This window comes from Flavobacterium sp. ZT3R18 (assembly GCF_007097385.1).
Classification (GTDB): Bacteria; Bacteroidota; Bacteroidia; order Flavobacteriales; family Flavobacteriaceae; genus Flavobacterium.
In genome coordinates this window covers 373,859-391,447 of record NZ_VJZS01000001.1, presented here as the reverse complement: position 1 = coordinate 391,447, position 17,589 = coordinate 373,859, and the positions used below count along the sequence as shown (strand labels likewise).

Genomic DNA, 17,589 nt, shown 5'->3' with positions numbered 1-17,589 from the left:
AAATTTTTGAAAATTAATATACCGCAAACTTTAAAATAATTTCTTGTAGCGAGAAATGGGATACAAATACGAAGCGTTATTTTTTTGGGTAAAAAAAAATCAATACACTTTTAAAAACATAAAATACAACAATAATTATAACATTTTAACACAAAAAGATGCGTTTTTATCACAAAACAACCCAATGAACAATTAAAATTAAAAAAATTAAAAAACAATTATTAATCTTAAATAATTAAGAAAAAAGAGTCACGCTATATTTTTATAAAAATGTTTTATTTAAATCAATATTAAATTTATATTAAAATTGTATTAAATTTAACACAACGGAAATCACTGAGACAAACCACCAATTAGTTTAAAAATATTAATCTACAAACAATTACATCCGAAAATTCCTAATTAAAAAAAACAGCAATTGTCTTTTACTTCCCTTTTAAATTTACAACTAAAGATTGTATCAAAATAAACGATAATTCACAGGCTCAAATGACAGATGAAATAAAAAAAGCTACCTATTAAGGGTAGCTTTTCCATTCTTGTTATAAAAAAAGTTTATTTACTAATTCAAAATCAATTAAAAATAACAAGAAACTTATACTGTAATTACATTCTCTAGATTATGCTTTACATTCACTAAACTCAATTTTAAGATTACCAACTTCATTCATTTTTTTTTAATCTTAACTATAAAAGTCTTCAATAGCCGCATTTAGAACACCACTTTTTATGGACGTAATATGAAAATCTCGTATCTCTTTCTCTTCAAACAACTCACTTATAGCGATAACCTTACCATTAGAAGATTTGATATTAAAATAAAACATATTACCGTTTGGTGATTTTTTCCTATTAAACTTCATACTATCCTGTGAGTTGCACTTTACAGAATAAATACCTTTTATGCACATTGTTTTCCTTGTGTAACTTCCGCTACAAAAAATTGTCCGGTCCTGCTTGTCTTTATAACTAAATCGAAACATACCATCTGTATTCTTCATAATTACAAATCTTTCCATTTATAAATTAATTATATATTATTAATAAAAATCCGTTTGTGTTTAAACCGTAACTTTTGATTTCTACTCCATTTTTACTTTTATTTACTGACCTTATTCACACTTTAAAATCTTTGTTTTTTCAATTGGATTTAAGTTTATAGAATTATACCATGTTATTAAATCTCTTTAAAATGTCTTTTTTGAATTCATTTATACTGTTCAATTTAATACAGGACAATACGGTCAATTTACCAATAAAATCATTTTTCTTTAAATTGGCTTCCAGTATTTGAATTTATGTTGAAGTAGTTTATTGACAAATCATCAATAACGATAAGTATCTGATTGTTTCTGGAAAGACTTTTTACTCCTCTAGAAACTACATATGCAGATCCACAAAATTTATTATTTCTTTTCAGCTGAACTCCAGTAGCTCTATTCTAAAGTTCATTAAGAATTTTCACTTGTAGTTCCCAATGCCAAATCAGCTCCTTTTACTTGTTGAATAGTATTGACTAGCGATTTTTCGCCCCCCTAAAACCATCAGGGCAATTAACTAAAGATCAATTATTTGATATTTTAAACCTAGTTACTATCGATGAAATAGTTACTATTTATTTGCATTGCAACATAGCTAAAAATCAAGACTTGATTTGATGTTGCTTTAATTTAAGATCTTCCATCAAAATTAGTTTGTGTTCCTGTTTTTGATTTCTTCCACTAATACTCTCGCGTCTAACAAAAGCAATTCGGCATTGACTGCAACAACAACCAAAACTGTTCTCTTTTACGCAAAAAAAAAAGCTACACTCAAAGTAAAAACAACATTAGAATGTGATGTGATTTATTGCTTTTTTATTTTCACTTTCTAAACTTTATGAATGCGAATGAAATAAAAGAAAATCGAAAAAACTAACTAAAAGTAAATTTACTCGACAAAAAACATTCATTTTACACATTCAAAAGGATAGTCTTACTTTTAATGGTCAGATAAAAACTAATATTAATTTTTCATTAAATTATGAATCCGCTATTTACACATGAAATTTCTGATACCACTTAATCGATTCACACATAAATAGTTAACACAAATCAATTAATTTACAAGTACAACAATTGATACATCCAACCCAATTTTTAACATCTTGAATTCAAAAAAAAAAGTTGCCAAACCAAAAAAAGTTTAGATCATACATCAATACATCTTTAATTTTAAAAGATGCACACAAAATCATTAGTTGATATTTTTTGAGGTTTTATCAATAAATAAGCAAGTATTGCTTTTTCGAAGTTAAAATTCATCGTGTAGTTTTACGAAAAGTGGAAGGTGATTTTTTAGGTATTCAATATCAGTGATTTTTTTCACAGTTATCCCCTAAAAAACTAAAGGCGTGAAGATTATACGAATTTAGTATAATCTTCACGCCTATTAAAATTTGCTATGTGACCACGGCAGGGTTCGAACCTGCAACCCTCAGAGTCGAAATCTGATATTCTATCCAGTTGAACTACGCAGTCAATATTAATTTTAGATTATTGATTGCAGATTTTAGATTTAAAACCTGCAATCAATAACCTTGTCTTTTTTTAAGTCAATAATTTCTTTACTATGGTGGAAATGGTTTTCCCTTCGGCTGTTCCTCCTAATTGAGCAGCTGCCAATCCCATTACTTTACCCATAGAAGCAATTCCTGAAGCACCTGTTTCGGCAATGATTTTTGCAATCACAGCTTCTACTTCTGCTTCATTCAATTGAGCTGGCAAGAATTTTTCGATTACCGCGATTTGCGCCAATTCTGGTTCAGCCAAGTCTAAACGATTTTGTTCTGTGAATATTCTAGCGCTTTCTTTACGCGTCTTAACTAATCTTTGAAGCAATTTAATCTCGTCGTCTGCTGAGATTTCTTCTTTTGAACCTGAGGCAGTTTGCGCCAATAAAATTTCAGATTTTATAGCTCTTAGGGCTTCTAATGCTACTGTATCTTTGGCTCTCATGGCGGTTTTTATTTCGTCCATGATTTGTATTGATAAACTCATATAGATTTATGATTTTAGATTTATGATTTTAAATTTCGGTAGCTGAGCTTGTCGAAGCTAGTCTACATTGTCATGTAAATACGAATTATTGGAACGCAATTGTAAATCATTGTTACTGTCTGTCCCAACAGATATTCTAGAATTTGAATTGTTGTTTTGTGAACTCGAAAGATCGATACCAAATCGCTTGTAGGCTGGTTCTCTTTCTAACTCATCGACTCTAGAGACATTATCATGAAACTTATAATTAAAATCTTTTAATTTTTTTCTTCTTTCTTCTGCTCTAAATCGTAAAGTTTCTTCTATTGTCATGTCAATAGGAGAATTATTTTCTAACACTGGAGCCTCTTCAACCGGATTCATCACTCGCTTCATTGTGATGTTTAATTCTGCAGGAATCACTTCCTCCACCACTTTTGCAGCTGGCTTACTGTCTAGAAAGTCATTATCTACCTCCATATATTCTTCAAGAGAATATTTTATGATTCCATTGTCTGATAATTCTGTTACTGGAACAAATTGTACCGGCTGAACGACTTTAATATCACGAGTTTCGTTTGTAAGTTCAAACAAAATATCATTCTCTTGCTTCACAGCAACTGGCTCTGCTCTATGCAAAGGCATATCAAAAGAAAAAGCAGTTTGCTCTTGTTTTTCTTCAAAACGAATTGGCTCTGATTTTACCTCTCTAACTTGTTCTATTGTTGGGTTAGAAATAACAAAATCAATATCTTTTATAGGAGAAACAATTTCGAAAGTCACATCCAAATTTTTAATAAACTCAGACATAACCATCAACTCAGTCTCGTCAATAGAAGCAATTACCGGTTCTGGAATCGCAACTTCATCTTCTATTAAATCAAAAACTATTCTTTCAGCTGCTGCATCATTAGCTGTCGTTACTTCACTATTAAGATTAAAACCGGCTACTGTAATATTAGACAAATCAAAAACCCCTCTTTGTTCATCTTCTAATGTATGTATGATTTTTTTAGGTTCAACATTTACGATTTCGTTTTGTTGTTCTACATCAAATCCAGTAGCAATAATGGTTACAGCAATAGCATCACCTAGAGTTTCGTCTTCACCAACCCCCATGATAATATTGGCATTAGAACCTGCCTCTGACTGAATGTGTTCGTTGATTTCGGCAATTTCATCAATAGTAATTTCATTAGTTCCAGAAACGATAAGCAACAATACGTTTTTGGCACCAGTAATTTTATTATCATTCAAAAGCGGAGAATCTAAGGCCGAAACAATTCCTTCTTTGGCTCTATTTTCGCCAGAAGAAACAGAAGATCCCATAATAGCAGTTCCACTATTATACAATACGGTCTTAGCGTCACGTAAATCGATATTTTGAGTATAGTGATGCGTAATTACTTCAGCAATACCTCTAGAGGCTGTTGCCAAAACTTCATCCGCTTTTGAAAATCCTGCTTTGAAACCAAGATTTCCATATACTTCTCTTAATTTATTATTGTTGATTACAATCAATGAATCGACTTGCTTACGCAATTTTTCGATTCCGATAAGGGCTTGCTCTTGACGCACTTTCCCTTCAAACAAGAATGGCAAAGTCACAATTCCAACGGTAAGAATATCTCTTTCTTTGGCCAATTGTGCAATAACTGGTGCAGCTCCGGTTCCGGTTCCACCCCCCATTCCTGCAGTTATAAAAACCATTTTGGTATTGCGGTCCAACACTTTTTCAATTTCGGCAACACTTTCAATAGCGGATTGATGGCCTACATCTGGGTTTGCCCCAGCTCCAAGACCTTCGGTTAAATGAACTCCTAGCTGAATTTTATTCGGCACAGAACTATTATCCAGTGCTTGGGAATCGGTATTACAGACGATGAAATCAACGCCTTTAATCCCTTGTTTAAACATGTGGTTAATGGCATTACTACCACCTCCACCTACTCCGATAACTTTTATTACATTTGATTGATTCTTTGGTAAATCAAATGAAATGCTTCCAAATTCTGAGTTGCTTGACATAATATGGGGTTTTGAAATTTTATTAATTTTATTTTTTTTTACTACTCTTGGCTTGGGGCAAAAAGGAGAACTGATAACTTATTCTATTCTTGATAATACTTACTCTGCGTTATCCAAAAAATCTTTAATCTTATCCACATATTTATCAAAAAAGGATCTTCTAATTTTGTTTTCAGTCGATTCTTCTTTGGTATAATTTTGCTGAAACACGTTTTCAGGTTCCACGTATACTTCTTCTTTTGCTTCCACAATTGCCTCGATTACTGGTTCTCTGAAATAAGTCACTTTTTCAGGGACACCCATCGCTTGCATTCTAACTGCGCTTTGTGTATTATTTTCGATACTGTTCATTACTAATCCAACCGCTGTAGCATATAAAGGACTTGAAATCTCTTCATCTGAGTTTCCGGCCAAATGCTCGTTTGGATAACCAATTCTTGTATCCATTCCGGTAATGTATTCTACCAGTTGTTTAATGTGCTTTAATTGAGCACCACCACCTGTAAGTACAATTCCTGCAATCAATTTTTTGCGAGGATCTTCATGACCATAGGCTCTCACTTCCGTAAAAACTTGTTCAATAATTTCTACAACTCTTGCATTAATTATTTTCGACAGATTTTTTAATGAAATTTCTTTTGGTTCTCTACCTCTTAAACCTGGAATAGAAACAATTTCATTGTCCTTATTCTCTCCTGGCCAGGCTGAACCAAATTTCACTTTTAATAATTCGGCTTGTTTTTCTATAATGGAACACCCTTCTTTAATATCATCTGTAATTACATTTCCTCCAAAAGGAATAACCGCAGTATGACGAATGATCCCATCTTTGAAAATAGCTAAATCAGTAGTTCCTCCTCCAATATCTATAAGAGCAACACCCGCCTCTTTTTCTTCTTGACTCAAAACAGCATCCGATGAAGCTAATGGTTCTAATGTTAATCCTGACAATTCAATTCCTGAACTTTGGATACATCTTCCCACGTTTCTAATAGATGACGCTTGCCCTACAACAACATGAAAACTGCTTTCCAGTCTTCCACCATACATTCCTATTGGCTCTTTGATATCTGATTGCCCATCAATTTTAAATTCTTGTGGCAATACATGAATAATCTCTTCTCCCGGAAGCATCGCTAATTTATGAACCTGATTGATCAATAAATCAATATCGCTTCCTCCAATTACTTCTTCTGGATTACTTCTGCTGATGTAATCACTATGTTGAATACTTCTGATGTGTTGTCCTGCGATACCAACTACGACATCTTTAATTTTATACCCCGAATTATTTTCGGCTTCAAGAATTGCTTGTTGTATGGATTGAATCGTTTGTGTAATGTTATTTACAACGCCTCTCGCTACCCCTAAGCTTTTGGATTTTCCTACACCCAAAATTTCAAGCTTCCCGTATTCATTCTTTTTGCCGATCATGGCAACAATCTTAGTCGTCCCAATATCTAGACCTACCGCAATATTCTCTTTTTCCATTTTCTATTTATTTAGTACAAACAACTTGTTCCGTAAATCTCAGATCTATTTTTTTATATTTATGCAACGAACTGTCTAAACTTACCTTTTGAAAAAAAGCTTTATAGTTTTTGAATTTTCGCTCTACATTTATCATATTTCCAAAATCAATTTGAAAATTATAGTTTCTATTCAGCATTAATAAGCTACCATTGGACATAATTTTGATGCCAATAATGTTTTTTTTCAGAAACCCATCATCATAAATCACCTTAAATAATTCGAATAAATCTTTGCTATTTTTCTTGTTTATCTCCCCAGAAACAAGTGGAACTCGAGCCGTAAAATTGGCTGACAATGGCATTTTATTACCCTCGCTATCAATATAGAAGGAGCCCTCATCATTAAAAACTCTAGCTATAGGTGTCTTTTGTTTTACAACCGCCTTTAGAACTCCATCGATACTTACAAACACATCTGCTCTCTCGATCATCGCTTGAGCATTTAACACTTGCTCTAGCTTATTCAAATCTAACCTATCTTTTCTTACGATAGTAGCGTTCGAATTATTTTCTATTAACAATTTATTAACCGCTTCCTGTTTCATAAAAAGAGCGTTTTCACCTACAAAAACAACAGCTGATTTAGTCAATTTTCTCTTTGAATTTCTTTTTGATGTGAATGAAAAAAGAAAAATTACCAAGAAAAACATAAGTAATAATCGAACGTTATTCCAATTAAATATTTTCATACAATGCCTTTTTAATTGAAGGAACCATTTCCCCTAAATCACCTGCGCCAATAGTTACAATGACACGAGCATCATTAGCCAAAATTGTAGGAATCAAATCCACTTTTGAGATTAATTTTTTATGCTCATTTGTCATTTTATCCATAAGCCATTGTGAATTTACGCCTTCCATCGGCAGTTCTCGTGCCGGATAAATATCCAATAAAAGCACTTCATCAAAAGCTGATAAACTTTTGGCAAAATTATCTGCAAAATCTCTGGTTCTGCTAAACAAATGAGGTTGAAATATAGCCAATATCTTTTGACCCGGATACAATTCCCGAACCGCTTGATGAACCGCATTTATTTCGGTAGGATGATGCGCATAATCATCAATATAAACTAAATTTTCTTCTCTAATTTGATACGAAAACCGTCTTCTGATACCTTTAAACGACAACAAAGCTTTCGCAATAACCTCGGTTGGGGTGCCGTAGGTTATTGCCATAGCTAGTGCCATTAAAGCATTCATTAAGTTATGCTTACCTGGCAATCCAAAATGTAAATCTTTAATTAATTCGTTTGGAGTTTTAACATCAAAAACGTAACTACCGTTTTCTATTCTTACATTGAATGCTTTATAAACAGCCTCCTCATTTACGGCACAAACCACCCCGTCGATAGGCAATTCATTGGTAATAAACAGATTGCTTTTATCTTCTACTTTGTTGGCAAATTCTACAAAAGAAGCTTCAATTGCTTCACTAGTCCCATAAATATCCAAATGATCCGCATCCATTGATGTGATACAGGCAATATTGGGATGCAAATGCAAAAAGGAACGATCAAACTCATCGGCTTCAACTACAGTAACCGTTTTTCCGGTTCCAATTAAATTAGAATCGTAATTCTCAACAATACCACCGATAAAAGCCGTAACATCGGCTCCGCTTTCATACAAAATATGACCTAAAATACTAGAGGTAGTCGTTTTTCCGTGGGTTCCAGCAACAGCAAAACAAAAAGTATCTTTAGTAATTATCCCTAGAACTTCGGCTCTCTTTTTTACATAAAAACCTCTTTCCAAGAAATAATTCCATTCTGAGTGCGAGATTGGCACTGCTGGCGTAATAATAACCAAAGTGTTTTCTACATAACAATCAGTTGGAATCAACGCTATACTATCTTCAAAATGAATGTCAATTCCACTTTCTATTAATTCACTGGTAAGAATGGAAGGCGTTTTATCATAGCCCGAAACCTGCTTTCCGATAGCCTTGAAATAACGAGCCAAAGCGCTCATTCCGATACCTCCAATCCCTATAAAATAGACGTTTTTTATTTGATTCAGGTTCATTTGTTTTCTTTTATTAAGATTCTTCAGTCTATTCTCTTTATTCTTTATTCTTTACTCTTTTCCAATCAACTTCACAATTTCATCTACTATTTGTTCCGTTGCTTTTGGCTTAGCCAATTTTTTAATATTTTGACTCAATTGTTCTTGCTTTCCCGGATCTTTTATCAACGATTCAAATACTAAACTAAAGTCTACATCCAGCTGTGATTCTTTAAGCAAAATAGCTCCTTTTTTATTCACTATTGCCTGAGCATTTTTGGTTTGATGATCCTCAGCAACATTGGGCGATGGTATAAAAATGACAGGTTTCCCAACGATACACAATTCCGAAACCGAAGATGCTCCTGCTCTAGAAACGACTACATCGGCAGCTGCATAAACCAGATCCATTCTTTCGATAAAAGCAACTACTTGAACATTGGTCTTATTGTATTTTTTATAATCCTCTAAATAAAATTTCCCACATTGCCAGATAATCTGAACGTTAAGAGATACTAATTTATCTAATTCTTTTTCTATCAATTGGTTTATCCTTCTTGCTCCAAGACTTCCTCCTAGTACCAAAAGTGTTTTTTTATTCGCATCTAATTTAAAATACCCAATAGCTTCTTCTCTTTTACTATCAATCTCCATTAAATCTTGACGAACTGGATTTCCGGTTAAAATCATTTTATCCTTAGAAAAAAAACGTTCCAGATGATCATACGCCACACAAATGACATTTGCTTTTTTACTTAATAATTTATTAGTAATTCCCGGAAAAGAATTTTGCTCCTGAATCACAGTTGGAATATCCATTGTATTGGCCATTTTCAACAATGGTCCACTTGCGAACCCACCTGTTCCTATAACCACATCTGGCTTAAACTTCTTTATTATTTTTCTGGATTCCCATAAACTATTCAATAATTTAAAAGGGAACATTGCATTTTGAATCGTTAATTTTCTTTGCAAACCTGCAATCCAAAGCCCTTTTATTTTATACCCCGCCTGAGGCACTTTTTGCATTTCCATTTTATCTTTGGCACCAACAAACAAAATTTCTGCATCCGGAAAACGTGATTTTAATTCGTTTGCAATCGCAATTGCAGGATAGATATGACCTCCAGTTCCTCCTCCACTTAATATGAATTTATGTTTTGCCATTGTATAAAGGTTCTAAGGTTCTGATTTAATATGCCCCCTAAGGTTTTAAAAATTGATTCTATTTCTGAAATCTGTCATCTGAAATCTGCCTACTTATTTAAGACCGCATTCATTGGATTTTTAGAATTATCCGTTATAGAATATCTGCTTGAATCCAACGCTGAATTATCGAATTCATTGGCTGTAATACCATCTCCTTCTAATTCTCGATCAATCAATTTTTGAAGTGCTTCCTCTCTTTTTTCTTTTTCTAGTTTTTCTAGCGCTATTTCTTCTTCTTTTTTGGTCACACTCAAAATGATTCCAAGTCCAAAACAAGTCATCCAAATAGAACTACCACCACTACTTATCAAGGGTAATGTTTGCCCCGTAACCGGTAATAATTCTACTGCAACCGCCATATTGATCATGGCTTGAAAAATCATCGGAAATCCTACACCAATGACCACCAGTTTTCCAAAAAGCGTATTGGCTTTATGGGAGGCTACTACAAATCGAAACAACAAAAGCAGGTACAAAACCAGAACTCCTAACCCGCCAACCAATCCGTATTCCTCAACTATAATGGCATAAATAAAATCAGAAGAGGATTGGGGCAAAAAATTCTTCTGTACACTTTTGCCTGGTCCTAATCCATATATTTGACCAGAAGCAATGGCAATTTTAGCTTTTTCTATTTGATAATCATCCTCATCCGCTTTGTCAGTTGTAAAATTCTCAATACGACTACCCCAAGTACCTACTCTGCTAAAAAATTTTGAATCAGGAAAAGCCTTGGAGAGCAAGACAAAAAAAGCAAGAAACACAATCCCCATACCCAAAATGGCTCCTATATATTTCATTGGGTATTTACCAACAAAAACGAGCATGATTACCATCGAAAAAATCAAAGCCGTAGTAGAAAAGTTGGCCGGTAAAATTAATGCTAATGTTATAAAAACCGGAGTCCAAAGTTCCCAAAAAGAAGACTGGAACGTGATGGGATTTTCTCTAGTTTTAGACAAATAACGAGCTACAAAAATAAACAAAACGATAGCCGCAAGCGTAGAGGTTTGAAAAGACAATCCAACGAAAGGAATTTGAATCCATCTACTCGCATTAGCTCCTCCAATTGCAGTTCCTTTTGCTAAGGTGTACAACAACAAAAGCCAAACCACTGGCAATCCAGCCTTTGAAATAGCCCTAAAATAATGATACGGTATATTATGAATCCAATAAATAATCAAAAAACCGATACAGATATGGGCAAAATGTTTAACCAAATAACCCAAAGTATTTCCGGTTCCGTGACCTATGTATGCCAAATTACTACTCGCACTAAAAACAGGCATAAACGAAAACATAGCCAATAGAGCCACGAATGACCATATGCCTTTATCTCCTTTTAATTTGTTAACTAGTTCTTTCATTTTAAAGTTTAGAATTTAGAGTTTAGAATTTAGAGTTCTTACCGAAATCTAAAATTATAAATTTTTAACTGCTTGTTTGAATTGTCTTCCTCTATCCTCATAGCTTTCGAACAAATCGAAACTGGCACAAGCAGGCGACAATAAAACCGTGTCCCCTTTTTCGGTTAGACGTTGCGCCATACGAACAGCATCATTCATGTTATCTACTTCAACCATCATGTCAACAACACTCCCGAAAACATCAATAATCTTCTTATTATCAACACCCAAACAGATAATTGCTTTTACTTTTTCACGAACTAAGGACATCAATTCATGATAATCATTCCCTTTATCAACCCCACCAACTATCCAAACAGTAGGCGTATTCATGCTATCTAAAGCAAAAAACACAGAATTTACATTAGTCGCTTTAGAATCATTGATATATTGAACGTTTTGGATTTTCAACACTTTTTCTAAACGATGCTCAACACCTTGAAAATTAGACAAACTCTCACGGATAGTTCCCTTTCTTATTTGCAGAATCTTTGCAATAGAAGTCGCAGCCATAGCATTTTTTAAATTATGTTTTCCTTCTAATGCGATATATTCTGTTTCCATTGTAAACTCTTCGTGATTGATCTTTACTTCCATTTTGTTGTTTTTTATATAAGCTCCTTCGTTGAATTCGTCAGTCAATGAAAAAGGAATTAATTTAGCTTTTGTATTATTATTTTTTAGCCATTCTGTTATAGCTACATCATTGTAATCATAAATAAGAAAGTCTTCTTCGGTTTGGTTCATCGTTACCCTAAATTTCGAATCAATATAATTTTGATATTTATAATTGTATCGATCTAAATGATCCGGGCTTATATTGGTAATTACTGCAATATGTGGCTTGTAATTTACAATTCCGTCAAGCTGAAAACTGCTCAATTCAATCACATACACATCAAACTTATTCTCTGCAACTTGCCAAGCAAAACTTTTCCCGATGTTCCCCGCCAAGCCAACATTCAATCCTGCTGCTTTTAGCAAATGATAGGTCAACATCGTTGTGGTTGTTTTACCGTTGCTTCCCGTTATCCCAATGGTAGTTGCTTCTGTAAACGGGGCTGCAAATTCAATTTCAGAAATTATAGAAACGCCTTTTTCCTTTAATTGCTTAACTATTGGGGATTTATCTGGGATTCCAGGGCTTTTCATTACTACATCAGCATTCAATATCAGCTCTTCGGTATGTTTTCCCTCTTCCCAAGCAATTCCATTAATGATAAGAACTTCTTTGTAACTTCCTTGAATTTTCCCAAAGTCGGAAACAAAAACATCGTATCCTTGTTTTTTTCCTAGAATAGCAGTTCCAACACCACTTTCTCCACCTCCTAATATTACTAGCCTCATACTATCTTAATTTTAGTGTTACAATAGACAATATGGCCAGCATGATAGCAACAATCCAAAATCGTGTCACAATTTTGCTTTCATGGTACCCTTTCTTTTGATAATGATGATGCAATGGAGACATCAGAAAAATTCTTCGTCCTTCTCCAAAACGTTTTTTGGTGTATTTAAAATAACTCACTTGCAAAACGACAGAGAAGTTCTCTACCAAAAAGATACCGCATAATAAAGGAATTAGCATTTCTTTTCTAACAGCAATAGCCAAAACGGCAATAATCCCTCCGATGGTTAAACTCCCTGTATCTCCCATAAAAACAGAAGCCGGATAAGAATTGTACCAAAGAAATCCAATTAAGGCTCCTACAAATGCCGAGATAAAAACGGTCATTTCCCCAGAATTAGGAATATACATTATATTCAAATAATTGGAGAAAATAATATTTCCGGATACGAAAGTAAAAATCCCCAATGCCAATACGGAAACCGCAGAAGTTCCCGCAGCCAGACCATCGATACCATCTGTTAAGTTGGCTCCATTAGAAACGGCAGTAATAATAAAAATCACTACAGGAATAAAAATCAACCAAGCCCACTTTTCATAGCCTTCGCCAGTCCAAGCCAAAACTTCGGCATAATCAAATTCATTATTTTTAAAAAATGGAATGGTTGTCGCAGTAGATTTCTCTTCTACCGAAGCTTGTTGTATTACCGTTTCGGTAGTAGTTTTAAAAATATCACTATTTCCTGTATCTGTTCTTACGGTAACCGCAGGACTGAAATACAATACCGACCCTACGATCAATCCTAAACCAACTTGCCCGAAAACTTTAAAGATTCCTTTAAGACCTTGTTTGTCTTTCTTGAAAATTTTAATATAATCGTCAATAAAACCAATAGTTCCCATCCATAAGGTGGTTACGATCAATAAAATAATATAAATGTTATGCAGTTTTGCAAAAAGCACTACCGGAACCAAAGTAGCAAATATGATAATCAGACCACCCATAGTTGGCGTACCTGCTTTTTCATTTTGTCCTGCCAATCCTAATTCACGAACGGTTTCGCCTACTTGCTGTCTGCTCAAGAAACCTATAATTCGTTTCCCATAAATAGTAGACAACAGCAAGGATAACATTAATGCCAAAGAAGATCTAAAAGTAATATATTGAAAAACTCCTGTTCCAGGAACATCCATTACTTTGTCTAAATATTGAAATAAGTAGTATAGCATATTATTTTATTTTAACAGTTGATCTAAAATTTCTTTTACATTTTTCATATCATCAAAATCATGACGTACCCCTTTGATTTCCTGATACGTTTCATGTCCTTTTCCAGCAATCAATATAATATCATTGGGTTGCGCCAATTGGCAAGCCGTTTTAATCGCTTGTAACCTATCGGTAATCGTCAAAACTTTTTTGAAATTTTGGGCAGCAATTCCTTTTTCCATTTCTTGAATAATTACTTCTGGTTCCTCGTCTCTTGGGTTATCCGAAGTAAGAATCACTTTATCACTCAAATCTGAAGCAATACCCGCCATAATTGGGCGTTTTGCTTTGTCTCTATTTCCTCCACAACCAACAACAGTAATCAATTGTTCGTTTTTTGTACGAACATCATTGATGGTACTCAAAACATTTTCCAGAGCATCTGGCGTGTGGGCATAATCTACAATTGCCGTTATATTTGAACTAGAAACAATGTACTGGAATCGTCCAGAGACACTTTCCAATTCAGACATTAATCGAAGTACTTCCAAACTATCCAATCCTAATTCTACTGCGGTTCCGAAAATAGCCAACAGATTATAAGCATTAAAAGTCCCTATTAATTTTACCCAAACATCATTGCCATTAATCTTCAATAACAAACCGGATAATTGATTTTCGAGAATTTGCGCTTTGAAATCGGCGTATGATTTTAAGGCATACGTACGTTTTCTCGCCGAAGTATTTTGCAACATTACTTGCCCATTTTTATCATCAATGTTGGACAATGCAAAAGCAGTACTGGAGAGCTGATCAAAAAAGGATTTCTTCACATCTCTGTATTCAGCAAAAGTGGGATGGTAATCTAAATGATCATGAGATAAATTAGTGAAAATTCCACCTGCAAAATGCAGTCCTTCCGTTCTCTTTTGGTGAATTCCATGAGAACTTACCTCCATAAAACAATAGGCTACACCAGCAGCAATCATTTCTTTTAGATAATAATTTATAGTAATAGAGTCCGGTGTGGTATGAGTTGCTTTGAATTCAACATCATCAACCAAAATTTTGACTGTAGATAACAATCCAACTTTGAAACCCGCTTTTTTAAACAATTGATACAATAAAGAAGCAACTGTTGTTTTACCATTAGTTCCTGTAATCCCCACTAATTTTAAACCATCAGAAGGATTCCCATAATAATTGGCAGCCATATAAGCTAAAGCGACATTAGTGTCTTTTACCCGCACATAGGTAACTGCTTCAGCCAAAATATTAGGCAAAGTATCGCAAATAATTGCCGAAGCTCCAAGCTCAATCGCTTTGTCTATAAAATCATGTCCGTCTGAAACAGTTCCTCGTATCGCTATAAAAACATCATTCTTTTCGATTTTTCTAGAATCGAAATCCATTTTGTTTATAGCAATTTCTGTAGAACCGTTTACCGATTCTATAGCTACTTTATATAATATGTCTTTTAATATACTCATGATAATTCCAATAGTATAGTTGAATTTTTTACAATGTTCTGACCCGCCTGAAGCGATTGTTTTTTTACTTTTCCAACACCAACAGCTTTTACTTTCATCCCCAAATTTTCTAGCAAAGCAACGGCATCCATCCCTGACATCCCTTTTACGTTTGGAACATACTGCTGTCCTTTTTGCACTTTTACAAAATAAGAATTATAATTACTGTCTTGTTTTGGAATCGATCCGTCTAATTTTTTAATCACGTTTGTAGAGGGAGTGTCTGTAAATATTTTTTGGGCAATTCTTTTAAAAACTGGCCCAGCAACATCTGCTCCATAATAATCATTTCTGGCTGTATTGGGTTTATGAACCACTACAATACAAGAATATTTTGGATTATCCGCCGGAAAATAACCCACAAATGAAGAAACATAATGTTTATCTTTTCCTCCATTTGATGCGTAATTAGCTTGAGCAGTTCCTGTTTTACCCGCCATTGAAAAATCTTTAGAATATAATTTTGAACCTGTTCCCTTTTTAACCACATTGGCTAAAACTGCTTTCAGCTTCAAAATGGTTTCAGGAGAACAAATCCTTGGATTCATTACTTCTGTATTATATTTTCTAATGGTTTTATTCCACGCTTTAATTTCAGTAACCAATTGTGGTTTTACCATCACTCCATTATTTGCAACAGCATTATAATAGGTTAGTGTTTGCAAAGGCGTAACCGAAACTCCGTATCCAAATGCCATCCATGGCAGTGAAATATTAGACCAATTTTTATCACTCGGTTGCGGAATCATAGGCTTTCCTTCTCCTCTAAAAAGCAATCCCAATTTTTTATTTAATCCATAAGAATTAACGTGGTCAACGAATTTTGACGGGTTATTTTTGTAATTATTATAAACCGCTTGCACCATAACCGTATTCGAAGAAACTTCAAAACCACGAGCCAATGATATTTTACCGTAACCGCCTTCGTGAGAATCTCTTACCTTACGCCCATAATACCTGATTTCTCCACCATGACTATCATAAACAGTACTAGTATCTGCTACTTTGTCTTCAAGAATTGTCATTAAATCGACTAACTTAAAGGTAGAACCCGGCTCATGAGATTCGGCATAAGCATAATTGGTAGTTTCATAATAACTGCCATCGTTAGCTCTTCCCAAATTAGAAATCGCTTTTATTTGTCCGGTCTTAGTTTCCATAACCACGACACAGCCATGATCTGCTTGATATTCTTCCAATTGTTTTAATAAAGCATGATGCGCAATGTCCTGAATATAAACATCTATGGTCGAAATGACATCATAACCATCTTGAGGCTCCACTTCATTTGAATCACGTATGGGTTTCCATTGTCCTTTGGCAATTTTTTGTTTTAATATTTTACCGTCTTTGCCATTAAGATACTCACGACAAGCCCACTCAATACCTTTTCCGTCAGAATATCCTTCGGCCATTTTTCTTTCATAGCCAATAGTACGTTCTGCTATTTTCCCGATAGGATGCTCCCTAACCGTTCTTTGCTCAACAATAATTCCACCTTTATAAGCTCCCAAGCTAAACAATGGAAAACCTTTTATTTTCATATATTCGGTATAGCTTAAATCTCTAGCGATTAAATAATACCTGCTTTTATTCACTCTAGCTCTCCTCAATTCGTTTTGAATGGAGCTACTTGATTTTCTAAGCATCTTTCCCAAAGAGTCAGACAAGAGTTTTATGTTTTTTTCAAATGTTTCCGTTTTTGGAGCAACAGCATCAAAACGGATTGCGTAATTTGGAATCGAAGTCGCCAAAAGGCTTCCGTCAGCCGAATAAATATTTCCTTTATTGGCAGGAATTACAAAATTCTTAACGGTTCTTTCTTTGGCTAATTCTCTATAATGATCCCCATCAACCCATTGAATATTGGTCAATTTAACAGCAATCGCCACTGCCATCATAAGGATAACAATCGCGACTAGATAAGTTCTATAGGATATATGTTTATCTTCTACTGCCATATTCTTTCTAAGAAATTTTTCTCTTCTACTTTTCTAACTTCAATTTTAACAGGCGGTACCGCGGATGGAAAAATTTGTTTTCCCTCCATTTTTGCCGAAACAGTAGATTCCATTTTGAGTTTCATTAACTCAGAACGTTTATCTACAAATTCAGAGCGTAATTCTTTAACATGATTCGTTAATTCAATAATCTTAAATACCTTTTGTTCGTAACGTTGCGTATTGGCAATCATTATTATAGCCAGTAAAATCACAAAAACAATAAAACGCCAATTTTTGATAGCGTTATCATCTATAAGAAACTGTGCTTTTAATATGTTATAAATTCCACCTTTCATTATGTCT

13 protein-coding genes, 1 tRNA gene and 1 pseudogene are annotated in these 17,589 nt (G+C 34.1%); all 15 read right to left on the bottom strand.

The window, feature by feature from the left end; genetic code table 11:
* Window positions 1-683: 683 nt before the first annotated feature.
* Complete coding sequence (locus FNW52_RS21020; RefSeq protein ID WP_255515444.1) at window positions 684-863, bottom strand: YegP family protein; 180 nt, start codon at window positions 861-863, stop codon at window positions 684-686.
* A 15-nt stretch (window positions 864-878) separates the two neighbouring features.
* A pseudogene (locus FNW52_RS21260) lies at window positions 879-983 on the bottom strand (hypothetical protein); the annotation flags it as partial.
* Between the two features lie 1,462 nt (window positions 984-2,445).
* A tRNA-Arg gene (locus tag FNW52_RS01685) sits at window positions 2,446-2,519 on the bottom strand.
* A gap of 69 nt (window positions 2,520-2,588) precedes the next feature.
* Window positions 2,589-3,038: a GatB/YqeY domain-containing protein gene (locus FNW52_RS01680; protein WP_143375688.1), complete on the bottom strand. Its 450-nt coding sequence runs from the start codon at window positions 3,036-3,038 to the stop codon at window positions 2,589-2,591.
* Window positions 3,039-3,095: 57 nt separating this feature from the next.
* A complete protein-coding gene (gene ftsZ, locus FNW52_RS01675; protein WP_143375687.1) occupies window positions 3,096-5,045 on the bottom strand; it encodes a cell division protein FtsZ in 1,950 nt (649 codons plus the stop codon).
* A 99-nt stretch (window positions 5,046-5,144) separates the two neighbouring features.
* Complete coding sequence (gene ftsA, locus FNW52_RS01670) at window positions 5,145-6,536, bottom strand: cell division protein FtsA (protein ID WP_143375686.1); 1,392 nt, start codon at window positions 6,534-6,536, stop codon at window positions 5,145-5,147.
* A gap of 7 nt (window positions 6,537-6,543) precedes the next feature.
* Window positions 6,544-7,266, bottom strand: a complete 723-nt coding sequence (locus FNW52_RS01665; RefSeq protein WP_143375685.1) for a cell division protein FtsQ/DivIB — start codon at window positions 7,264-7,266, stop codon at window positions 6,544-6,546.
* Window positions 7,253-8,602 carry a UDP-N-acetylmuramate--L-alanine ligase gene (murC, locus tag FNW52_RS01660; RefSeq protein ID WP_143375684.1) on the bottom strand — a complete coding sequence of 450 codons (1,350 nt, stop codon included), beginning with the start codon at window positions 8,600-8,602 and terminating at the stop codon, window positions 7,253-7,255. Before murC ends, FNW52_RS01665 begins: the two co-directional genes overlap by 14 nt.
* Before the next feature lie 51 nt (window positions 8,603-8,653).
* Window positions 8,654-9,748, bottom strand: coding sequence for an undecaprenyldiphospho-muramoylpentapeptide beta-N-acetylglucosaminyltransferase (gene murG / locus FNW52_RS01655; protein WP_143375683.1), 1,095 nt, complete (start codon window positions 9,746-9,748; stop codon window positions 8,654-8,656).
* An 89-nt stretch (window positions 9,749-9,837) separates the two neighbouring features.
* Window positions 9,838-11,157: an FtsW/RodA/SpoVE family cell cycle protein gene (locus tag FNW52_RS01650; protein WP_143375682.1), complete on the bottom strand. Its 1,320-nt coding sequence runs from the start codon at window positions 11,155-11,157 to the stop codon at window positions 9,838-9,840.
* Between the two features lie 54 nt (window positions 11,158-11,211).
* On the bottom strand, window positions 11,212-12,543 hold the full coding sequence (gene murD, locus FNW52_RS01645) for a UDP-N-acetylmuramoyl-L-alanine--D-glutamate ligase (RefSeq protein ID WP_143375681.1): 1,332 nt from the start codon (window positions 12,541-12,543) through the stop codon (window positions 11,212-11,214).
* Between the two features lies 1 nt (window position 12,544).
* The gene (gene mraY, locus FNW52_RS01640) at window positions 12,545-13,774 is read right to left on the bottom strand and encodes a phospho-N-acetylmuramoyl-pentapeptide-transferase (protein WP_143375680.1); all 1,230 of its coding nucleotides are present in this window, start codon (window positions 13,772-13,774) and stop codon (window positions 12,545-12,547) included.
* A gap of 6 nt (window positions 13,775-13,780) precedes the next feature.
* Window positions 13,781-15,244 carry a UDP-N-acetylmuramoyl-L-alanyl-D-glutamate--2,6-diaminopimelate ligase gene (locus tag FNW52_RS01635; protein WP_143375679.1) on the bottom strand — a complete coding sequence of 488 codons (1,464 nt, stop codon included), beginning with the start codon at window positions 15,242-15,244 and terminating at the stop codon, window positions 13,781-13,783.
* Window positions 15,241-17,244, bottom strand: coding sequence for a penicillin-binding protein (locus tag FNW52_RS01630; protein WP_143375678.1), 2,004 nt, complete (start codon window positions 17,242-17,244; stop codon window positions 15,241-15,243). The genes FNW52_RS01635 and FNW52_RS01630 overlap by 4 nt, the downstream gene beginning before the upstream one ends.
* Window positions 17,235-17,582: an FtsL-like putative cell division protein gene (locus FNW52_RS01625; RefSeq protein WP_143375677.1), complete on the bottom strand. Its 348-nt coding sequence runs from the start codon at window positions 17,580-17,582 to the stop codon at window positions 17,235-17,237. Before FNW52_RS01625 ends, FNW52_RS01630 begins: the two co-directional genes overlap by 10 nt.
* Window positions 17,583-17,589 lie beyond the last annotated feature (7 nt).

Excerpts from the sequence above, each read along its gene's own strand:
- FNW52_RS01635 (WP_143375679.1), bottom strand. The coding sequence starts at position 15,244 with ATGAGTATATTAAAAGACATATTATATAAAGTAGCTATAGAATCGGTA.
- FNW52_RS01650 (WP_143375682.1), bottom strand. The coding sequence starts at position 11,157 with ATGAAAGAACTAGTTAACAAATTAAAAGGAGATAAAGGCATATGGTCA.
- mraY (WP_143375680.1), bottom strand. The coding sequence starts at position 13,774 with ATGCTATACTACTTATTTCAATATTTAGACAAAGTAATGGATGTTCCT.
- FNW52_RS21020 (WP_255515444.1), bottom strand. The coding sequence starts at position 863 with ATGAAGTTTAATAGGAAAAAATCACCAAACGGTAATATGTTTTATTTT.
- FNW52_RS01680 (WP_143375688.1), bottom strand. The coding sequence starts at position 3,038 with ATGAGTTTATCAATACAAATCATGGACGAAATAAAAACCGCCATGAGA.
- FNW52_RS01625 (WP_143375677.1), bottom strand. The coding sequence starts at position 17,582 with ATGAAAGGTGGAATTTATAACATATTAAAAGCACAGTTTCTTATAGAT.
- murD (WP_143375681.1), bottom strand. The coding sequence starts at position 12,543 with ATGAGGCTAGTAATATTAGGAGGTGGAGAAAGTGGTGTTGGAACTGCT.
- murC (WP_143375684.1), bottom strand. The coding sequence starts at position 8,602 with ATGAACCTGAATCAAATAAAAAACGTCTATTTTATAGGGATTGGAGGT.
- ftsA (WP_143375686.1), bottom strand. The coding sequence starts at position 6,536 with ATGGAAAAAGAGAATATTGCGGTAGGTCTAGATATTGGGACGACTAAG.
- ftsZ (WP_143375687.1), bottom strand. The coding sequence starts at position 5,045 with ATGTCAAGCAACTCAGAATTTGGAAGCATTTCATTTGATTTACCAAAG.
- FNW52_RS01665 (WP_143375685.1), bottom strand. The coding sequence starts at position 7,266 with ATGAAAATATTTAATTGGAATAACGTTCGATTATTACTTATGTTTTTC.
- FNW52_RS01630 (WP_143375678.1), bottom strand. The coding sequence starts at position 17,244 with ATGGCAGTAGAAGATAAACATATATCCTATAGAACTTATCTAGTCGCG.
- murG (WP_143375683.1), bottom strand. The coding sequence starts at position 9,748 with ATGGCAAAACATAAATTCATATTAAGTGGAGGAGGAACTGGAGGTCAT.